This window comes from Paenibacillus sp. 01T443 (assembly GCF_056398325.1).
The window spans coordinates 1-18315 of the sequence record NZ_JBFTPE010000011.1 but is presented as its reverse complement, the minus strand read 5'-3'; the positions used below and the strand labels follow the sequence as shown (position 1 = coordinate 18315).

18 protein-coding genes and 3 pseudogenes are annotated in these 18315 nt (G+C 41.4%); 16 read left to right on the top strand and 5 right to left on the bottom strand.

Going from position 1 to position 18315, the window contains the following annotated elements; translation table 11 throughout:
- Nucleotides 1–17 precede the first annotated feature (17 nt).
- The 7 genes from AC1DLI_RS21220 to AC1DLI_RS21190 all read left to right on the top strand — a co-directional run bounded on the left by AC1DLI_RS21220 (nt 18) and on the right by AC1DLI_RS21190 (nt 5318).
- Entirely contained in the window at nt 18–716 is a 699-nt protein-coding gene (locus AC1DLI_RS21220; RefSeq protein WP_477606161.1) for an SDR family oxidoreductase, read from the top strand.
- A gap of 97 nt (nt 717–813) precedes the next feature.
- Nucleotides 814–1893 (top strand): alkene reductase, encoded by a 1080-nt coding sequence (locus AC1DLI_RS21215; protein WP_477606159.1) that lies wholly within the window; start codon nt 814–816, stop codon nt 1891–1893.
- A gap of 247 nt (nt 1894–2140) precedes the next feature.
- Nucleotides 2141–2644: an SDR family NAD(P)-dependent oxidoreductase gene (locus AC1DLI_RS21210; RefSeq protein WP_477606157.1), complete on the top strand. Its 504-nt coding sequence runs from the start codon at nt 2141–2143 to the stop codon at nt 2642–2644.
- A 22-nt stretch (nt 2645–2666) separates the two neighbouring features.
- Nucleotides 2667–3800, top strand: a complete 1134-nt coding sequence (locus AC1DLI_RS21205) for an MFS transporter (protein WP_477606561.1) — start codon at nt 2667–2669, stop codon at nt 3798–3800.
- 180 nt (nt 3801–3980) lie between these two features.
- A complete protein-coding gene (locus AC1DLI_RS21200; protein ID WP_477606155.1) occupies nt 3981–4556 on the top strand; it encodes a cyclophilin-like fold protein in 576 nt (191 codons plus the stop codon).
- A 58-nt stretch (nt 4557–4614) separates the two neighbouring features.
- Entirely contained in the window at nt 4615–4824 is a 210-nt protein-coding gene (locus AC1DLI_RS21195) for an SDR family NAD(P)-dependent oxidoreductase (RefSeq protein ID WP_477606153.1), read from the top strand.
- Nucleotides 4791–5318 (top strand): SDR family NAD(P)-dependent oxidoreductase, encoded by a 528-nt coding sequence (locus AC1DLI_RS21190; RefSeq protein WP_477606151.1) that lies wholly within the window; start codon nt 4791–4793, stop codon nt 5316–5318. The genes AC1DLI_RS21195 and AC1DLI_RS21190 overlap by 34 nt, the downstream gene beginning before the upstream one ends.
- A 238-nt stretch (nt 5319–5556) precedes the next feature.
- On the opposite strand, the gene AC1DLI_RS21185 is transcribed toward AC1DLI_RS21190, so the two are convergent.
- Complete coding sequence (locus AC1DLI_RS21185; RefSeq protein ID WP_477606149.1) at nt 5557–6162, bottom strand: TetR/AcrR family transcriptional regulator; 606 nt, start codon at nt 6160–6162, stop codon at nt 5557–5559.
- Nucleotides 6163–6324: 162 nt separating this feature from the next.
- Between AC1DLI_RS21185 and AC1DLI_RS21180 the strand changes: the two genes are divergently transcribed.
- The 4 genes and pseudogenes from AC1DLI_RS21180 to AC1DLI_RS21165 form a co-directional block, all read left to right on the top strand.
- A complete protein-coding gene (locus tag AC1DLI_RS21180; protein ID WP_477606147.1) occupies nt 6325–7014 on the top strand; it encodes an SDR family NAD(P)-dependent oxidoreductase in 690 nt (229 codons plus the stop codon).
- A gap of 85 nt (nt 7015–7099) precedes the next feature.
- Entirely contained in the window at nt 7100–7540 is a 441-nt protein-coding gene (locus AC1DLI_RS21175; RefSeq protein WP_477606145.1) for a nuclear transport factor 2 family protein, read from the top strand.
- A 38-nt stretch (nt 7541–7578) separates the two neighbouring features.
- Nucleotides 7579–7998, top strand: a pseudogene (locus tag AC1DLI_RS21170) (SDR family NAD(P)-dependent oxidoreductase).
- Nucleotides 7999–8145: 147 nt separating this feature from the next.
- Nucleotides 8146–8391 (top strand): annotated as a pseudogene (locus tag AC1DLI_RS21165) (SDR family oxidoreductase); the annotation flags it as partial.
- A gap of 290 nt (nt 8392–8681) precedes the next feature.
- Here AC1DLI_RS21165 and AC1DLI_RS21160 read toward each other — a convergent pair.
- The 4 genes and pseudogenes from AC1DLI_RS21160 to AC1DLI_RS21145 all read right to left on the bottom strand — a co-directional run bounded on the left by AC1DLI_RS21160 (nt 8682) and on the right by AC1DLI_RS21145 (nt 12335).
- Nucleotides 8682–10118 (bottom strand): annotated as a pseudogene (locus AC1DLI_RS21160) (MDR family MFS transporter).
- Nucleotides 10119–10469: 351 nt separating this feature from the next.
- Nucleotides 10470–10835 carry a GntR family transcriptional regulator gene (locus tag AC1DLI_RS21155; protein WP_477606143.1) on the bottom strand — a complete coding sequence of 122 codons (366 nt, stop codon included), beginning with the start codon at nt 10833–10835 and terminating at the stop codon, nt 10470–10472.
- Nucleotides 10835–11488 carry an ABC-2 transporter permease gene (locus AC1DLI_RS21150; RefSeq protein WP_477606141.1) on the bottom strand — a complete coding sequence of 218 codons (654 nt, stop codon included), beginning with the start codon at nt 11486–11488 and terminating at the stop codon, nt 10835–10837. Before AC1DLI_RS21150 ends, AC1DLI_RS21155 begins: the two co-directional genes overlap by 1 nt.
- On the bottom strand, nt 11481–12335 hold the full coding sequence (locus AC1DLI_RS21145; protein ID WP_477606139.1) for an ABC transporter ATP-binding protein: 855 nt from the start codon (nt 12333–12335) through the stop codon (nt 11481–11483). The genes AC1DLI_RS21150 and AC1DLI_RS21145 overlap by 8 nt, the downstream gene beginning before the upstream one ends.
- Before the next feature lie 355 nt (nt 12336–12690).
- Between AC1DLI_RS21145 and AC1DLI_RS21140 the strand changes: the two genes are divergently transcribed.
- From AC1DLI_RS21140 to AC1DLI_RS21120, 5 genes are all read left to right on the top strand, one after another.
- A complete protein-coding gene (locus AC1DLI_RS21140; RefSeq protein WP_477606137.1) occupies nt 12691–14013 on the top strand; it encodes an ABC transporter substrate-binding protein in 1323 nt (440 codons plus the stop codon).
- 33 nt (nt 14014–14046) lie between these two features.
- On the top strand, nt 14047–14931 hold the full coding sequence (locus AC1DLI_RS21135) for a carbohydrate ABC transporter permease (protein ID WP_477606135.1): 885 nt from the start codon (nt 14047–14049) through the stop codon (nt 14929–14931).
- On the top strand, nt 14931–15788 hold the full coding sequence (locus tag AC1DLI_RS21130) for a carbohydrate ABC transporter permease (RefSeq protein ID WP_477606133.1): 858 nt from the start codon (nt 14931–14933) through the stop codon (nt 15786–15788). Before AC1DLI_RS21135 ends, AC1DLI_RS21130 begins: the two co-directional genes overlap by 1 nt.
- A 24-nt stretch (nt 15789–15812) precedes the next feature.
- A complete protein-coding gene (locus AC1DLI_RS21125) occupies nt 15813–17435 on the top strand; it encodes a glycoside hydrolase family 5 protein (RefSeq protein WP_477606131.1) in 1623 nt (540 codons plus the stop codon).
- Between the two features lie 195 nt (nt 17436–17630).
- Nucleotides 17631–18315 (top strand): alpha-amylase family glycosyl hydrolase (locus tag AC1DLI_RS21120; RefSeq protein ID WP_477606130.1); only part of this gene is annotated, 685 nt, incomplete at its 3' end.

Sequence of the window (18315 nt, the reverse complement as noted above, 5' to 3'; positions counted from 1 at the left end):
AGAAGGAGCAACCTAAAATGAAAATTTCTGAACAAATCGCTTTTGTCACTGGTGCGAACAGAGGCCTTGGCCGAGAGCTCACGCTTGAACTTCTATCCAGAGGGGCTAAGGTTTATGCTGGAGCAAGAAATCCAGAGACCATTGATATTCCCGGTGTAATACCTGTGAAGCTTGATATTACGAATCCTCAAGAGGTAGCTGCAGCCGCTAATTTTGCAAAGGATAGTACCCTTTTAATCAACAATGCAGGATCATCTACTGGTGCATCCTTGCTTGACGGTGAAATTGACCAAATCCATTTAGAATTTAATACGCATTTCTTTGGCACACTTTCTATGGTGCGCACCTTTGCACCGATCCTAGCAAATAACGGCGGTGGTTCGATTCTGAATATTCTTTCTGCATTATCTTGGTTTAGTTCAGGAGCTGTTGGCGGTTATACAGCTGCAAAGGCAGCAGAGTGGGCATTGACGAACGACCTGCGTTTAAATCTGTGTCCTCAAAATGTGCGAGTAGCTGGATTACATGTGGGCTATATGGAGACAGACATGACGTCGGGCTTAGAAGTTCCCAAGTCAAACCCTGCGGACATCGCAAAAATTGCTATTGATGGTATAGAATCTGACAGCTTTGAAATTATTGCGGATGACACGAGCCGGCATATCCAAAGTATTCTTGCCGGTGGAGTATCTACAATATATCCACATCTATCCTAATACAAATAACTAATAAAGTAACATCCAAGATATCAAACCAATACGTAACAGCAAACACCACACCACTGGTAACGAATTTTAAAGAGGAGTGTTAAAAATGGATAAATTATGGAGCAAAACAAAAATTGGGGATTTGGAATTACCTCATCGTTTGGCAATGGCACCAATGACACGTAGTAGATCGAATGAAGATGGTACACCTGGAGAATTAACAGCCCTTTACTATGCTCAACGAGCGTCAATGGGACTCCTTATTACAGAAGGTACACAGCCTTCTGATGATGGTCAAGGGTACTTATGGTCACCTGGAATATATACGGATAAGCATATTGAAGGATGGAAAAAGGTTACCAATGCGGTGCATGAAGCAGGTGGATATGTATATATCCAATTAATGCATGCCGGTCGTATGTCGCACCCAGACAATACCCCACATCATCGTCAACCTGTTGCGCCATCTGCAATCGCGCCAGGTGTAGAAATGTTTACTGCTAAAGGTAAGCAGGACATCCCAGTCCCGCGTGAGCTAAGTAAAGAGGATATTCAAACGACCATTGCCGACTTCCGAAAAGCAGCAGCTGCGGCTATTAAAGCAGGCGCGAATGGTGTTGAAATTCATGGAGCCAATGGTTATCTGATTAATCAATTTATCGGAGAAAATTCGAATACACGGACGGATGAGTATGGAGGATCTATTGAAAATCGTATTCGCTTCGCGATTGAAGTAACGAAAGCCATCGTCGAAGAAATTGGAGCAGAAAGAACAGGCTTCCGGATCTCGCCAGGGACACCTCTTGGTGGGATACATGATGGTGAACAAGGTCCTGAACTTTATCGCCATCTTGTAAAAGAATTAGCCCAGTTGGATTTAGCTTACCTCCATATCATGCATCTTGGAAACGAAGAACTGCTTCAAGACATTCGCTCAATCTGGACGAATCCTTTGTTAATTAATCGTGCTGGACGAGCTTTAGAAGATTTAAGTATCGATCTTGATAAAGGACTGGCTGATATGGTGCCTGTCGGTGCATGGTCATTAGCTAATCCGGATTTAGTAGAACGACTTAAATTAGGAGCTCCATTGAATGAAGCAGATCCTGCAACATTCTTCGGCAGCGGAAGCAAGGGGTATACGGATTATCCTACGTTGAAAGAATTGGAATCGCAGAAGGGCTAAGTATAGGCTGAATCACAGACATTAATTTTACCTATGGACAGTAAAGCTTTACATTGGCGTACAACTGAAAGTTGTACGCCATGAATTTACCTGCAACTCATCTGGCTTTGAGAAATTCGCACCCACGAAAGTAGCCTTACTATTGTCTTTAAAGAAGGTGAATATGAATTGAAAACAATAGTTATAATCGGTGCAGGACCAGGTCTGGGTACTCACTGGCTAAGACTTTTGGAAGACACTCGGCCCTATGAACGTTACCCGGGCGGTCTTGCCCTTCATGCGCAAGCAGCGTTCCGGTCATATCATCTCGATCTCCTCAGGTGCAGGCATTTCTGGATTCGAGTTTAATTCCGCCTATTCTGCCTCGAAATTTACGCTTGAGGGGTGGATGGAGTCGTTGGCTCCTGAGGCAGCACCTTTTGGCATTCATACGACTATTGTGAACCCGGGCTTTTTCCGTACGGAACTTCTTACGGAGACGTCGTCGACTTACGCTAAGCTGTCCGTTGAGGACTATGCGGAACGCAGAGCTAGTTATATGGCATTTTTTAATGAACAGAATGGGCAACAATCCGGTGATCCGAACAAGCTTGCCAAGGCACTCCTCATGATTGCAAGCGAATCGCAACCACCGCGACGCTTCATAGCAGGCGCCGACGCGATAGGCATTGCAGAGCAGAAAATTGTCGACCTCCAGACGCAGATCAATGCCTACCGTGATCTCTCGACATCCATGGCCTATGACGACTAAACGAAATCAGTAGCTTGTCTATATTTTAACCTTGGGTGTATTTAGTATCTTGAATATCGAGATGGGCGTAATCGGAATCTTGCCTTTGATAGCGGACCACTTTCATGTTAGCATCTCCACCGCAGGGTTAATCGTGAGTCTTTTTGCGCTTGCGGTTGCCGTCTCTGGCCCAATATTGCCTTCAGTGTTTTCGGGCATGAACCGCAAGAAAGTGATGCTGCTTGTGCTTGGCATATTTATAGCAGGCAATCTTGTCTCCGCTATCACAACAGACTTTATCGTGTTATTGATTGCACGTGTCATTCCGGCTTTTTTCCATCCTGTTTATTGTTCATTGGCATTTACCGTCGCAGCTTCGACGGTCAGCAAGGATGACGCTTCGAAGGCAGTAGCCAAAGTTTTCGTTGGTGTGTCTGCTGGGATGGTGCTTGGCGTACCTGTCTCAAGTTTGATTGCAACCGCCACTTCGCTTGCTCATGCGATGTTGTTTTTTGCTGCCGTAACGACAGTCGCATTCATCGCCACACTCCTGTTTGTACCATCGATGCCTGTTAAGACAAGGGTCTCTTATGGTACTCAGATACTCGTATTAAGAAGATCCATGACCTGGCTCTCCATTGCCGCAGTGATCTTTATGAACGGAGCCGTATTCGGGGTGTACAGCTACCTTTCCGAGTATCTGAAAACCGTGACCCATTATGCCTGGAACACAATCAGTTTGATGCTATTCCTATACGGTGCGGCCAACATGGTTGGAAATATGATTGCAGGAAAGCTGCTTACAAAACATGCATTAAGAACAGTAAAGTTTTATCTATATGGATTAGGAGCAGTTTACATCATGCTTTTCATCATGGGACAGTTCAGTGTGCCAATGGCCTGTATTATTTTGATTTGGGGGGTATTGGGTGGAATAGGAGGCAACATTACTCAATATTGGATTGTGACTGCAGCGCCAGAGGCTCCTGAATTCGCGAATGGGCTCTTTCTAACATCCGCCAACTTGGGCACAACGATTGGAGCGAGTGTATGCGGACTATTCATATCAGGATTAAGTACGCAATACGTCGTACTTGGGGGAATCTTGTTTCTCATTTTAAGCATCGCTGCAGTTTATCCAAGGATTTCTAACTACAGCCGATTGGAGATTCACTGAAGAGTGAGGAGTGGAAAAATCAATATGTCAAATTTGGGAATACCGGTTGATATCTAACCATTGTTGTCTTGGCTGTATTTCTTCGGTGAGCCAGATCATAGATTCCATTTTGAGTTATTGAAAAAAATAAATCCGAAATACCATAACCATTCAAAAATGAATTAGGAGGATAACATCAAGATGAGAAAAGTGTTAACTTTGCTTCTCGCATTGGTAATGGTCTTCTCACTTTCAGCTTGTGGCGGTAAAGATGAGTCCAGCTCCAACAGAAATGATAATGCAACCAATAACAAGACCACTATTCAAGCAGGTACGACTAATGAAACGAATAACCCGGTTGGCCAACCTTCTGTTTCACCGACTGTAGATAATGACAGTTCGACGGATGTGAGGATCAAATTGATATTTGATAATGAGGAATACATTGTAAAGATGTATGATAATCCGACAAGCCAGGATTTTTTGTCAAGGCTCCCGTTGACACTCTCATTTAAGGAGTATGGTGGCTTCGAAAAATTGAGCATTTTGGATAAAGGATTGACTACGGAAGATGCGCCGTCAGGAAGCGATCCGGAAGTTGGAGATATCGGTTATTACGCTCCGTGGAAAGATATGAACATGTATTATACAGACTGGAATTACTCGAGAGGACTTATTAAATTAGGGAGAATCGAATCCGGTGTCGAAGAGTTTACAAAAAAGCTTAAAGCTATGCATGATGATTTTACGGTAAACATTCAAAAAATGAAATATTAAGTATCGCAGCGATTTATTCCAAGAAGTTTCATGTACAGTCGATTGGAGGTTTCCAATAATGCAAGATAAGCAGGTATCTCTTGTCACAGGGGCAAATCGAGAAATCGGATATGAATTGGTTAAACAATTGGCTTCAATGGGGTTCAAGGTCATTTTGACTAGCAGGGATCCTAGTAAGGGTTCTGAAGCAGCGCAACAACTTGCCGAGACTGGATTGGATGTTTCTTCGTCGTCATGGATGTCACAGATCAAGAGAGCATCCGTCTAGCAGCAATGACCATTACCGAGACCTTTGGCCGATTGGATGTATTGATAAACAATGCAGGTGTATATTTGGATGAGAACGCTAAAGTATTAACCATGGATCCTGCGATTCTAGAGAGAACGATGTCCACGAATTTCTTCGGCGTCTACCATGTTATGCGCTCATTTATTCCACTCATGGAAAAGCGGGGATATGGAAGAATTATTAATGTTTCCTCGGAATATGGAGCCATGAGTGAAATGTCGTCCGAAGGCGCAGGAGCGTACAAGATCTCCAAACTTGCAATGAATGCATTGACCCGACTGGCAGCAGCAGAACTCAGAGGAGATATCAAAATTTTTGCAGTCGATCCGGGCTGGATAAGCTCGGATATGGGAGGACCCTCTGCTCCGAGAACTCCGAAATGTGCTGCCGATCTGATCCTCCGGTTAGCGATGAAGGGTTCGGAAGGACCTCGTGGTGGGTTCTTCAGGGATGGCAAACCAATCGATTGGTAAAATTAAACGATGCATTACAGGAGATATTTGTATTACTTGATTTTCAATTGAAATAACTAGTCCAAAGGACAGTGCGGCGTGCGGCAGCCGGAAATTAATAAACGGCTGCCTTTTCAAAATTAAAGGACAGTTTCCTGCTAATGCTCACCATTAATCGCAGGAACCACCAAATGGTTAATTTATATAAATTAAAAAGTCATATATCAAATTATTCACCATTAGTTCAATAAGGTATCCCTCAAGTGTCATTGCCGTTAAATGTTTTTAACAAGTCCAGTACGTTATTAAAATGAATTTCGCTCAAATGTTCGATGACCTCTTTAACTCCCAAATGCTCTGGATCTGAAATCCACATACAAATCACACCTACTAACCCTGAAATAATGTACTCCAGTCCGACTTTCATTTTTTGATTATGATAATGATCACCAATACCGGAAAGAATAAAATCTTTTAATGCTTCTTTTAAATGAGTTGAGAAGTTAGGTTGACCATTTTGACTAAGCATTGTTCTAAAGAAAACAATGTTCGCTTCTAGAGCTTTAAACATTTCGATTAAGCTTAAGATAAACATTTCCTTATCTATTGCATGGATATCTTTATCTTTTATATCCATGTTAAAGCAAGCATTTAATTCTTCCATGCTTTCCTGACATAAATTCTCCATCAAATCAGGTTTGTCCATATAGTGTAAATAAAAAGTGTTTCGATTTATTATGGCTTCGTCGGCAATGTCCTGTATGGTTATCCGTTCGTAGCCTTTCGTTTGAATAAGCGTCACGAAGGCTTCTTTAATTGCTTTCCTTGTTTTTAGAATACGTAGATCTACCTTATCTTTAGCCATTTATGAACTCTCCATTCAATAAAGATAATGGTCATATAAAGATAATGTGACTATTAATTATCATAACGATGAATATCGACCATTGAATGGTTTAATTCTACGTTCTACAATTAAAAACGTCAAACCCAATAAAATTTCATCAATTCAAAAAGGAGATAACGTATGAAAACATTAGCGATAGTTGGAGCAGGTAGGGGGCTCGGATTGTCCTTGGCCAAGCGCTTTGGTAAAGAAGGCTTTCAAGTAGCATTACTTGCGCGAAATGCCGTAAAGCTTCAAGAAATGGCAGACGAACTAAAAGCCGCTGGTATCGAAGCTGCTTCTTTTACAGCTGATATTTACAGTAAAGAACAAATTGAACAGGCTATTGCCGGAGTCGAGAAAAAATATGGCAAAATCGATGTGCTGGAATTCAGTCCTACACCGGGTAATTTTCCTCCGACTTCTGTATTGGAATTAACGGTGGAAAATGCAAGGGACCAATTTGAAGGCTATGTTGCCAGTGCCATCAATGTCGTTAATGCCGTATTGCCGGATATGCTGACGAGGAAAGAAGGACTCCTGTTATTTACAACTGGACTATCAGCCATGTATCCCGTTCCAATGATGGGAAATATCGGTATCGCAATGTCGGGTTTACGCAATTATATTGCCAATCTTCAAACTGAACTGTCGCCGAAAGGCATTTTTGTTTATCATCGATCCTTAGGTTTGTTTATTAAGGAACCAGGGGCTGGCACATTTGATGATCCAGATGTTATTGCAAATATGTGGTACCAAGCCTACGTAGAGAAAAATGTATGGGAGGAAGAGTATCCAAAAGGCGTTTCTCCTCAAACCGTCGTATTTTAAACAAAAAGTAGCAACTTCTTTATTGAGCTTTTTTCTTTGATTATTTTATACAGTTCGGTTCAGAAATTAGAGGAGGAAAAAATTTATGTCGTTAGAAATTTTACAAGCAAAATTAGAATTAAGAGAATTAGTGGATGCTTTTTCAAATTTGGGAGATGAAAAAAAGCTTTCAGAACAAATGCTTTTATTTACGCCTGATACTAGATATATGGTTTACTTCGGTGGCCAATTGGTGTCTGATGTTTCTGGAACAAAACAATTAGAAGAAGAGTTCACAGGTCACGCTTCTATTGTAAAACGTTATTTCTCCATTAACGCACAACACGTTGTGAAAGTGGATGGCGATACTGCAACAGGCGTTTCTTACTCTCAAATGAAAATGGTGAGAGAAGAAGAGGGCAAAGAAGTTATCACTGATTATAGTGTTAAATATGATGATGTATATGTACGTCAAAACGGAACTTGGTTAATAAAGGAACGTACTGCTCACTTTTCAATTATAGAAGCAAGAATATTGCAAAGCTAATTTGATTAATACTTGTAAAATCAAAGCTTAAAGATAGAATGTTTGTGTGTTGTAGAATAATGCAAACACACGAAGGTCATTTTAAGTCCAAAGAAGAAGCGGTTATTATCAACACGACTTCGTCACTTGGATTCGTGCCACTGGCGATGGCTGCTGTTTATAGTGCGACGAAAGCAGCGCTCCATTCCTATACGCTGTCCCAAAGGTATATGCTTAAAGACACATCGGTAAAAGTCCTAGAAATTGCGCCGCCAGGGGTTCAGACGGAGTCCAATAACGATCCGAGTTCTATGCTACTAGCATCATTCATTTAAGAAACGTTGAAGGTACTCGGTACGGATGCGGACGAGGTTATAGTGAAAGAAGCGAAATTGTTTCGAAATAACCCGGGCCCGAACGAAGGTATTTTTGTGACCCAGTTAAACAATATGATGTTTGAACAGTCAAAGGGTCATTAATCCGCTTAATGCTTAGCGTTAATTTTAGTTAAAATGTTGGCGGGACCCCAAATAGGACTTATATAATTTTTATCCATTGAGTTGAGCGAAGGCTACCGAAACAGTTCGTAGCCTTCGCTCATTTGTATAAAGTACAGACAGATATGGATTGAAGTTAATATTAAGGGTGTATTGAATGGTATCGTCGCCGTATTGCCACCATTCACATCGCAAAAGTCTGGATATATTATCACTACTTCATCAGTAGCGAGGCTTAAAGCTTACCCGGGTGGTGCGGTTTATGGCGCAACAAAGTGGGCTGTTCGTGATTTAATGGAGGTTTTGCGTATGGAATCTGCCCAAGAAGGTACTAACATCCGCACAGCAACTATTTATCAAGCAGCGATCAACACTTGATCTCGTTTACTTTCCTTAACTGCGTGTTTTGAGATTTGGTCATGATTAGCTCATATAACGAAACACTCGAAATTAAAAGCAGCAGTGTGCCAAAAGCAATTATACTTCGTACTGTATTCCGCATCTAAAGAATCTTCTTATGATTTAATTATCGTTACTATATCAATAGTGCTAAGAAATGAATGTTGATATTTCGGCATATTGACTAGCGTTTTTACGACTTCTTAAACTGAAAAATCCGACGAGTCTCTAAAGGTGACATGCCGGATTTTTCATTAGGTTCAATATTATGCTCTGTTTATGACAGGTTGTTTCGTTTTAGCGGCGGAAGGTTCACTGGCTGTTCGATTCACGTGTCTGATAAAGAACGAGAGCAGCAAGCCAATAACACCGATTCCTACAATCACGAGATAGGCATCGTTAATGCCTTGGATGGTTGCTCCCGACGATTTGAGCCTGGGTTGCTCCTTCTGTTCCGCCGGTAGCCATCATATCTTCCAAATGATTTTTTGTTTGATTTGTCATGATGGTCACGAGCAGCGAAGTGCCCACAGCGCCGGCAACCTGGCGAACGGTATTCGTAATTGCAGTACCATGCGCATTTAATCGGCTTGGTAATTGATTCAAGCCTAAGGTTTGAATCGGCATTAGAAGCAACGCCATACCAATACGGCGCGCGTTAGACATGAGCAGCAGATAGGTGTAGCTGGTCGAATCTGTTAAGTTAATAAAACCAAGCGTAGTAACGATTGTAATAATCATTCCGACGATGGCTAGCCATTTTGCGCCAAAACGATCGAACAGTTTGCCGGTAACAGGCATTAAAAAGCCCATTACAAGTGCGCCGGGAAGCATTAGAAATCCCGACTCTAAAGCGGTATACCCGCGTGCGTTTTGCAAATAGAGCGGCAGCAGCATCATATCTGCATACATGACCATCGTTACCGCAATGTTGATAATTGTCGTTAAGGAAAACATACTATACTTGAAAGCGCGTAAATCGAGTAAAGGATTCGCGGAAACTAACTGACGCCATGTAAATAATAGGAGAGCCACGATCCCTACTACAATAGAAATGATAACCTCAGCGCTCGACCAGCCTGCATTTCCCGCTTGGCTGAAGCCATAGAGCAATGTACCGAAACCAATGGTGGAAAGTACCATGCTTAGGCTATCGAACCTGGTGTCAACGCGTTCCGAAACATTTCGTAAAAAAATCAAGCATAGTTTTCAAGAACGTAACCAGCAAGTGTCGGTCCAATAGCCGGAGCAAAAATAATGGCCAGACCCATCATCCCCATTGCGGATCCTCGTTTCTCCGGCGGGAATAACGCTAAAATGACATTCGTCAGAAGCGGCATAATAATACCCGCACCGGCTGCTTGAATCAAACGGCCAGTAAGCAGAACAGAGAAGTCTGTTGCGATCGCGGAGACGATTGTCCCTGCTAAGAATATAATCATGGAAGCCTGGAATAGCTGTCTTGTGCTGAAGCGCTGCATGAAGTAGGCTGTAATGGGAATCATCACACCATTGACTAACATATATCCCGTCGTCAACCATTGTGCGGTTGTGGCGGAGATATTAAAATCGTTCATTAATTCCGGTGTTGCTACACTCATGATGGTTTGATTCAATGTTGCAAGAAAAGCGCCTAAAATCATAATAAACAAAATGGGTCCTTTTTTGACAGAACTGCTGACGGGCTCCTTGTTGGTACTCATTGTTTCCATCCCTCTCCATATTTCTCAACATACTATTTATTAAATGGATTTTCCCTTCCTGCTGGGAGAGAGAAGATGGTCGAAGAGGTTTTGAATATAAATATATGGGTAGGTCTAATTCTTAACATGATTATAGTCGAGTGGGTAATTCTTAAATCCAAGAAATAAGGACATTGACAATGGAGTGCTATCTTTCATTGTTGAATATTATAATTACAGATAAAATTAATAAGTGATTGAATGTGGTAGAAGCCTTTAAGTCGAGTTAGTACGAGCTGTATCCCCCTAGGCTCCACCAATAAACAACCAACCACGTCCTATGGACGTGGTTGGTTGTTCATCTTTACATTTTCAATAAATTTCCTTCAAAAGCTCAAAAACTTCTTCTATCGTGAGGCCAAAGGATTTGTAATACGATGTGTCGATAACCATCTGCTTCAAGATCATTTCATTACGTTTTTGGAGCATCTCGTCGGCCGAGAGCTCGGCTATAAAACATCCTTTGCCGGTTACGGTGTAAATCAAACCAAGCCGTTCGAGTTCTTCCCACGCTTTTTTTACGGTAATGATACTAACACGAAGCTCCGTGGCCGCTTGACGTATAGGTGGCAAACTATACCCATTTTCTAGTTCGCCCTTGAGAATTTGTGCGCTGATTTGTTCAAAAAGCTGCTGATAGATGGGTTTATCAGATGTGTTCGAAATAGCTATGTTCATTATAGTTCCACTTTCTCAAACCGTTTGATGGCAATATGATAAGCGATAATCGTAAATACCGCAAATATCACGATGCCCATGATCAGGATGGATAATTGAGTAGCCAAATGCTCAGTACCAGTTCCTTTGAAAAGATTAGACACGAACGAATTCTGTATTCCGAGCCATTCAGCGCCTCCAGCAAACAGCATCGCAGCTGTAATGGATGCAATCGTTGCTGCGCCGTATTTATACGCTGTCTTATAATACATGGATATAAAAATAATATTGAAGATCGCAATCATGACGAAACATAGTCCCCAAAAACCTAAGGATGGTTCGAAGAAATAGTAGGTCAAATTCGGATATAAGCGAATACTAATCATGCCATATATCATTGCAACAACAAAGTGCATTAATTCCAGGATTACAATAACGGATACCTTTGCTTTTACAATGTCTTTTTTTGTTACTGGCAGCATGGTTGAAAATATCAAATCATTCTGAGTTTTATACCCTGCAAACATATTCGGTATCGTGATAAAACAAAAGTAAAGGAGGACAAGGAAATATAACCATCCAGGTATTAGCATTAAGGCGCCTGTCAAGAAGGGCATTATATAAAAGAAAGGACTTACGCCTAACTTTAATTCTTTCATCAGTAAGTTATACATGCATACCCTCCTTTTTCGAGAAATAGATCATAATCTCCTCAAGATTAGGCAGAGTTGACTTCATATCCAAAGATGGATCAAAGTCTCTAGTATGGATCAAGCCAGTAAAGCCAAATGAATTCTTTTTGTAGGCAATTAACTGGTCTTTTATCAAATCCAATTGGTCTTCTTTCCCATTCACCAAGCGATAGGTATCAATAAATTCTTCTTTCTCAGAGCTGTTGATAATTTGTCCGTTATCGATAAAAGTAATATAATCTGCGCATTTTTCCAAGTCGGTTGTGATATGAGTCGAAAACAGGATGCTGATTTCTCCATCTTCCACCAGTTCCTGAAAAATATCTAACAAATTGTCTCTTGCAACCGGATCAAGTCCGCTTGTTGGTTCATCAAGAATAAGAAGCTTTGCGCCGTGTGATAAAGCAAGGGCCAAGCTGTATTTTACTTTCATTCCGGTTGATAATTCAGCTATTTTTTTGTCTTCATTCAAATTAAATCTTTTTAGATAATTGTAATAGGCTTCATTATCCCAATTATGATAGGACTTTTTGATTACGTTAGTTAACGTTTTGATTTTGCTCCGAGTATAGAAATCGATGTCTCCAAATGCAAAGCCAATTTCTTGCTTCAATTCGATTTCGTGTTCGATCATCTCCTTGCCCCAAATACGGATCTCGCCGCTATCCATACGAATCATATTCAAAATTGATTTTATAGTGGTTGTTTTACCGGCACCGTTGGCTCCGATAAATCCCATAATATAACCCTTTTCCAGTTGAAAAGATATGTTTTTTAAATGAAAATGTTCATATTTTTTATTTAAATTTTTAATATCTAACGCAAGCATATAGACAACCTCCTTTTTAAATTGTGTATGTTGTGCATGCACAATATATCATCAGGACAGTTCTTATGTCAATTATTTTTATCAAGTCCATATCTACTCAAAAGGTAACAGGTAGGTGCTGCCTCTGAGCTAGCCTCGATTATCTCCTCCAACGCCGGCGACGGTTGGACGAACCTCATTTATGGGGTGTGCCACGTGTTATGAATACACCTCAAATCGAAAGAAATTCGAGTGTCTATCGATAAGTAAGCGTTATCAATATTGTGCAACAATAGTTGCTAATTGGCTCTAATGATCCTCCTTCAAACTTACCCTATACTAAGGGTGTACTAATCATTGAAGGGGGATAAACACAATGAAGAAAGCGTTTTATCTGGGACTTGTTAGCGTAATGTTGATGTTGTCAATTACGGCTTGCAGCACTAACAACACGCAAAACAATGGAGAAACTGCCCAGGCTACCAATGATGGAGCTGCTGGCGGAAATACGGAAGAACCGAAGGCAGAGGCACAGAAAGTCGAACTGAAAGTGCAAATAGGATCACCGCGTTTCAAGGATCAATTTGAAAAGTATTTTGAACAGTTTAAAGCCAAAGAATTAGCAGAGAAAAATATCAATGTTACGGTCGATCTCGAAATGCCGAATCCGGACCAGGCTAAGCAAGTTCTTCAAGCGCGCCTGGCTTCTAATGATGCACCCGATATCTTTGATATACATGCCAACGATCTTACAACGTATGAAAAAGCTGGTTATCTGGAAGATCTTACGAGTCAACCGGCAATTGCAACCTTATATGATAGCGTGAAAAATACCGTTACGCTTGATGGCAAAGTTGTGGCTCTCCCACTTGAGAGCTTGGCATGGGGGTACTTGTACAACAAAAAAATCTTTAGCGATGTAGGAATCACGCCTCCACAAACGCTTGATGAAATGAAAGCAGCTGTAGATAAATTGAATGCGGCTAAAATAAAGCCATTCTTGCTCGCTTTCCAAGAGTCTTGGGTGCCTCAACTAATGACAGCTCTTTCTCTTGGTGGAATCATTTCCTCTGAAAATCCGGATTGGATCGAAAAAATGAACAAAGGCGAAGCTTCTTATGCAGATGTTCAAGGGATATTCAATATTATCGATCTCATTAATGCAAATGGAACAGATAAACCCTTTGAAGTAGGCAATGAAGCGGGTTCCACTGAATTTGCAAACGGAAAAGCTGCGATGTGGATACAAGGACCATGGAATGCAGAAACGCTTCTAAAAGTAAATCCTGAGTTTGAGTTTGGCGTAGCTCCACTCCCGGTTAGCAACAATGCCGCTGGAACGATGATCAACTTGTCGACCTCCACAACGCTTGCTGTATCGAAAACCAGCGAGAATAAAGAAGTGGCGCTTGATCTCTTGAACTATCTCTTGGATGAGAAAGATTCGTCGGCATTGTTCCAAGAACTGAAGTTCAATCCAGTATCGAGCGTTCACAAATATGAAGTATTCCCTTGGGTAAATGAAGCTTCCGATTATGTGGCACAAGGTAAGGCGTACCAAGATCTCAAACTGCCTAATGGTGTTACAGACGAACAGGCCAAATTGCTGCAAAGCTATTTCGTTAAAGAGGTTACCAAGGAGCAATTCATCAGCACGATGGATAAGGCATGGGCAACTGCAATTAAAGCAGCGCAATAGGCATGACAAACAGGTGACCGGGAGTGACGGATTATGAATTATTCAAAAAAATACAAGCAAACGGTCATCCTTCTCGCCTTCGTATTTCCAGCATTATTATTCTATGCTGTATTTACCATCGCCCCTACAATCGGGGGCGTGTTATACAGCTTGACGGACTGGAATGGATTGGATCCCACCTATGACTGGGTGGGATTCTCCAATTATACCGAGGCACTGAAGGATGTTTATTTCATGAAATCAATAGGGTTTACATTGAAATATGTGATCTATATGGTTGTGCTGCAAAATGTCATCGCTTTGCTCTTAGCAGTCTTTGTGGAATCCAGGCGGCAGAGCAAAGTATGGTTTCGAACCATATTTTTTATGCCGAACATGCTCAGCTTGATCATCGGCGGATTCATGTGGGTGTTCATCTTTACGAAAGTGCTGCCTTCTTTTGTTGAGTCTACCGGTATCCACTTTCTAGACCAATCCTGGATTGGCGATCCGACCTATTCCTTCTATTCCATCATCATCCTTTCATTATGGGGCGGGGTAGGCTATCAGATGGTTATCTATATAGCCGCTCTACAAGGTGTACCCGTGCAATTGAAAGAAGCAGCTGCTATTGATGGGGCAAGTAGCGTTCAGATCTTTCGTCATGTTACGTTCCCCATGATATATCCGGCGCTAACAATCGGTATTTTCTTAGCGCTTAGCACTTCATTTAAAGTGTTTGACGCTGTATTTGCATTAACCAGAGGAGGGCCGGGAAGGTCAACGCAGGTCATCGCGATAAACATAGTGGAAGAAGCCTTTCGTTTCAACCAGCGTTTCGGATATGCCAGCGCAAAAGCGATTATCCTTTTCTTGATGGTCCTCTTAATTACACTCATCCAATTATTAATTATGAAGAGAAGAGAGGTAGAGGCATAATGGCGGCACAGAGGCAATCGAGCAATAGATCGATCGGACGCGGGGCCGGAAATGCTTTTATTTTTCTCGTTTTAATTATGGCTTCTATTTTCACGCTTTTCCCCATTTACATGGCGCTATTAAATTCTTTTAAGCCGGATGGGGAAATGCTGACGAATATCATGTCGTTTCCTACCCGATTAGACTTTGGAAACTATATTGATGCATACCAAAAGATCGATTATTTGAACAGTTTTGTAAATACAATTGTCGTTACGATTATCGGGGTAGCAGGGATCATTCTTTTTGCTTCCATGGCCGGATATAAGATGTCGAGGACACCTGGGAAGTTAAGCAGTTTTCTGTTTGGATTATTTGTCTTATCGTCATTAATCCCGTTTCATTCCATAATCATTTCACTGGTCAAAATCGCTAAGGAACTGAAAGTGCAAGGAACTTCATACGGTCTGGGATTGATTTATATTGGTTTGGGGGTAGCTCTCGCGATATTTCTGTACCATGGATTCGTAAAATCAATTCCTAGGGATCTGGACGAAGCAGCATTGATGGATGGATGCGGTGAATTTCGGCTTTACTTTTCTATTATCTTGCCATTACTTCTGCCAATAACGGCAACAGTAGCTATATTAAATGCTCTGTGGATGTGGAACGATTTTCTTTTACCGCTGCTTATGTTAACCGATTCCAAATATTATACACTGTTGATTTCTACGAACATGCTATTTGGCGAGTATAACAACGACTGGTCGGCTATTCTATCCTCTTTGGTGCTGACGATGCTGCCGATTATTGTCTTGTATCTGCTCCTGCAAAAATATATTTTAAGCGGTATAGCAGAAGGTGCAATTAAAGGCTAATAGGAAAGGATTTGGATTGAGACAATGGGAAAATCCATAGAAGTACAAGGTTTCGTAAAAGCCTCCGGAAAAAAAATCATTAACGGCAGCGGTCAAGAAATCCTGTTTCGAGGCGTCGGCTTCGGCAGTTGGATGCTGCCAGAAGGCTATATGTGGCGGTTTCCTGATCAAGGTGACCGTCCTCGCCGAATCGAACGTATGATTAAAGAATTAGTCGGAGAAGAAAAAGCCGCACAGTTTTGGGATATGTATTACGAAAATTATACATCGGAAAAAGATATACAAAAAATAGCGGCTGAAGGATTCAACTCCATTCGTGTACCTATTAACGCTAGATTCCTTATCGAGGATGGAGAACCGCTGCGTCTAATCAAAGGACGTATCGAGATTATTGACAGAGTTATTGACTGGTGCCGTGAACATTCGCTTTATGTCATCCTTGATTTACATGGTGCTCCCGGTGGACAAACGGGGACGAATATCGACGACTCTGAACATGATAAGCCGGAACTGTTCATGGATGATAAGAATAAACGGTTAACGGTTGCCTTATGGAAAATGCTCGCGGAACGCTATAAAGATGAATGGATCGTCGCAGGATATGACCTGCTGAATGAGCCGCTTCCGCAATGGTTTTCGGAATATAACGATCAAGTTATGCCGCTTTATAAAGAGATTGTGAACGCCATCCGAGAAGTGGATGACAGGCATATGATTATTTTAGAAGGTGCGCATTGGGCTACCAATTGGTCCATTTTCGATGAGAAGTTTGATGACAATCTCATGCTTCAATTCCATAAATATTGGAATAACCCGGATACGGAAAGTATTCAGACATTTTTGGATAAACAGGATGAGTGGAACGTACCGATTTTCATGGGCGAAGGCGGTGAGAACAACTGCGATTGGTTTGCAGGAGTATTTCGACTATATGAAGATCACAATATATCCTGGAACTTCTGGACATGGAAAAAGATGGACTGTACTAATTCTCCTTGTTCTGTAAATAAGCCATATGACTGGCAGTTGCTCATTGACTATTTGGAGGGCGGCATTAAACCGAATGCGGAAACGGCAGAGAGGATCCTGTGGGAATACCTAAACAATATGTTGTTTGAACATTGTGTGTATCGACCAGAAGTCGTTAATGCTTTATTCCGTAGGCCTCCAGTTCGTATTCCTGCAATTTTTTATGGTTACAAAGGTGAGGGTACAAGTTTCGGCATTGGGAAACCATGTGATAAGAAGATTGGTTTTAGAGTAAATGACGGAACAGATATCCGATTTGTTAAAGAACAAAAAGATAAACCTCATTTTCAACATATGAAGGGTGAAGAATGGCAGCCGGATGAGCTTTTATATGTACAGCTTGCTCCGAATGACTGGCTTGCTTATGAATTTACTGTTCCTTCATTCCGTTCCACATTGGAGTTTACCTTAGAATTATTTGTTCAAACAGCAGAATTGGGGTTAATCGAAGTTACTGTAGATGATGCCCTTATCGGTGTAGCCGGTACATGTGGAGATTACTGGAGCTCAATTAAACTTCACAAACATTTCAGTGCTAATGATGGTCTACATCGGTTAGTATTGAAGGCAAAAGGACAGCCTGTTGCCATTCAATGGCTTCGAATAGTACCCGTTTAAAAAGAAAGAGGTCGTAATTGCACCAATAGCATCAAAAAACCTCCAAGCGGAGGTTTTTTTTGTCTGGATAGGTGGGAGATTCCAAAAAAGAATCTCTCAACCCTCGGAAAGGTGACAGGTTTTGTCCCCTTTACATGTTATTTTTAATTGATGAGGTATGGCATTATAACGAAAACCTTCATGAAGGAGAATAATATGAGACAGGACTTTCCGGCAAAAGGACAGCAAGGAGTAAAGTTTCTTTATCAATCAGACAATCAGGCTAAGGTTGTTTCAGTAGCAGGAACCTTTAATTCCTGGGATCATACCAAACATAAAATGGACCAAAAGGGGAGCAATTGCTGGGAGCTTGAGCTGAGCTTACCGAAAGGAAGGCATCTATACAAAATCGCTGTGGATGATAAAGAGTGGGTAACAGATCCTCTCAACCCGAATATTTCCGAGGATGGGCAGAATAATTCGGCCATTACGGTAACCGAAAATGGAGATGTACTCATAAGAACAACCAACATTACAGAACAAAGTCCAGGACATATGTATGAAAATTTTCAAGCTATCGAAAGCCCTGAGTGGTTAAAAAAGGCAGTTATTTATGAGCTGCATATTAGGGCCTTTAATGATAACGGCTTTAATGGCCTTGCGGATAAAATGGATTACTTGAAAGAACTCGGAGTTAATACGCTGTGGATTATGCCGTTTCATGAAGTTGGCGTGGAAAAGAGAATTGGGAAATACGGCGATCCCTATGCGGTGAAAGACTATTATTCCATTGACAGCAGTTTGGGCAAAGCTGAAGATTTAAAGGCACTGATTGCTAAGGCGCATGGAAATGGAATGAAGGTCATTATGGATTGGGTAATGAATCGCGGAAGCGTAGATC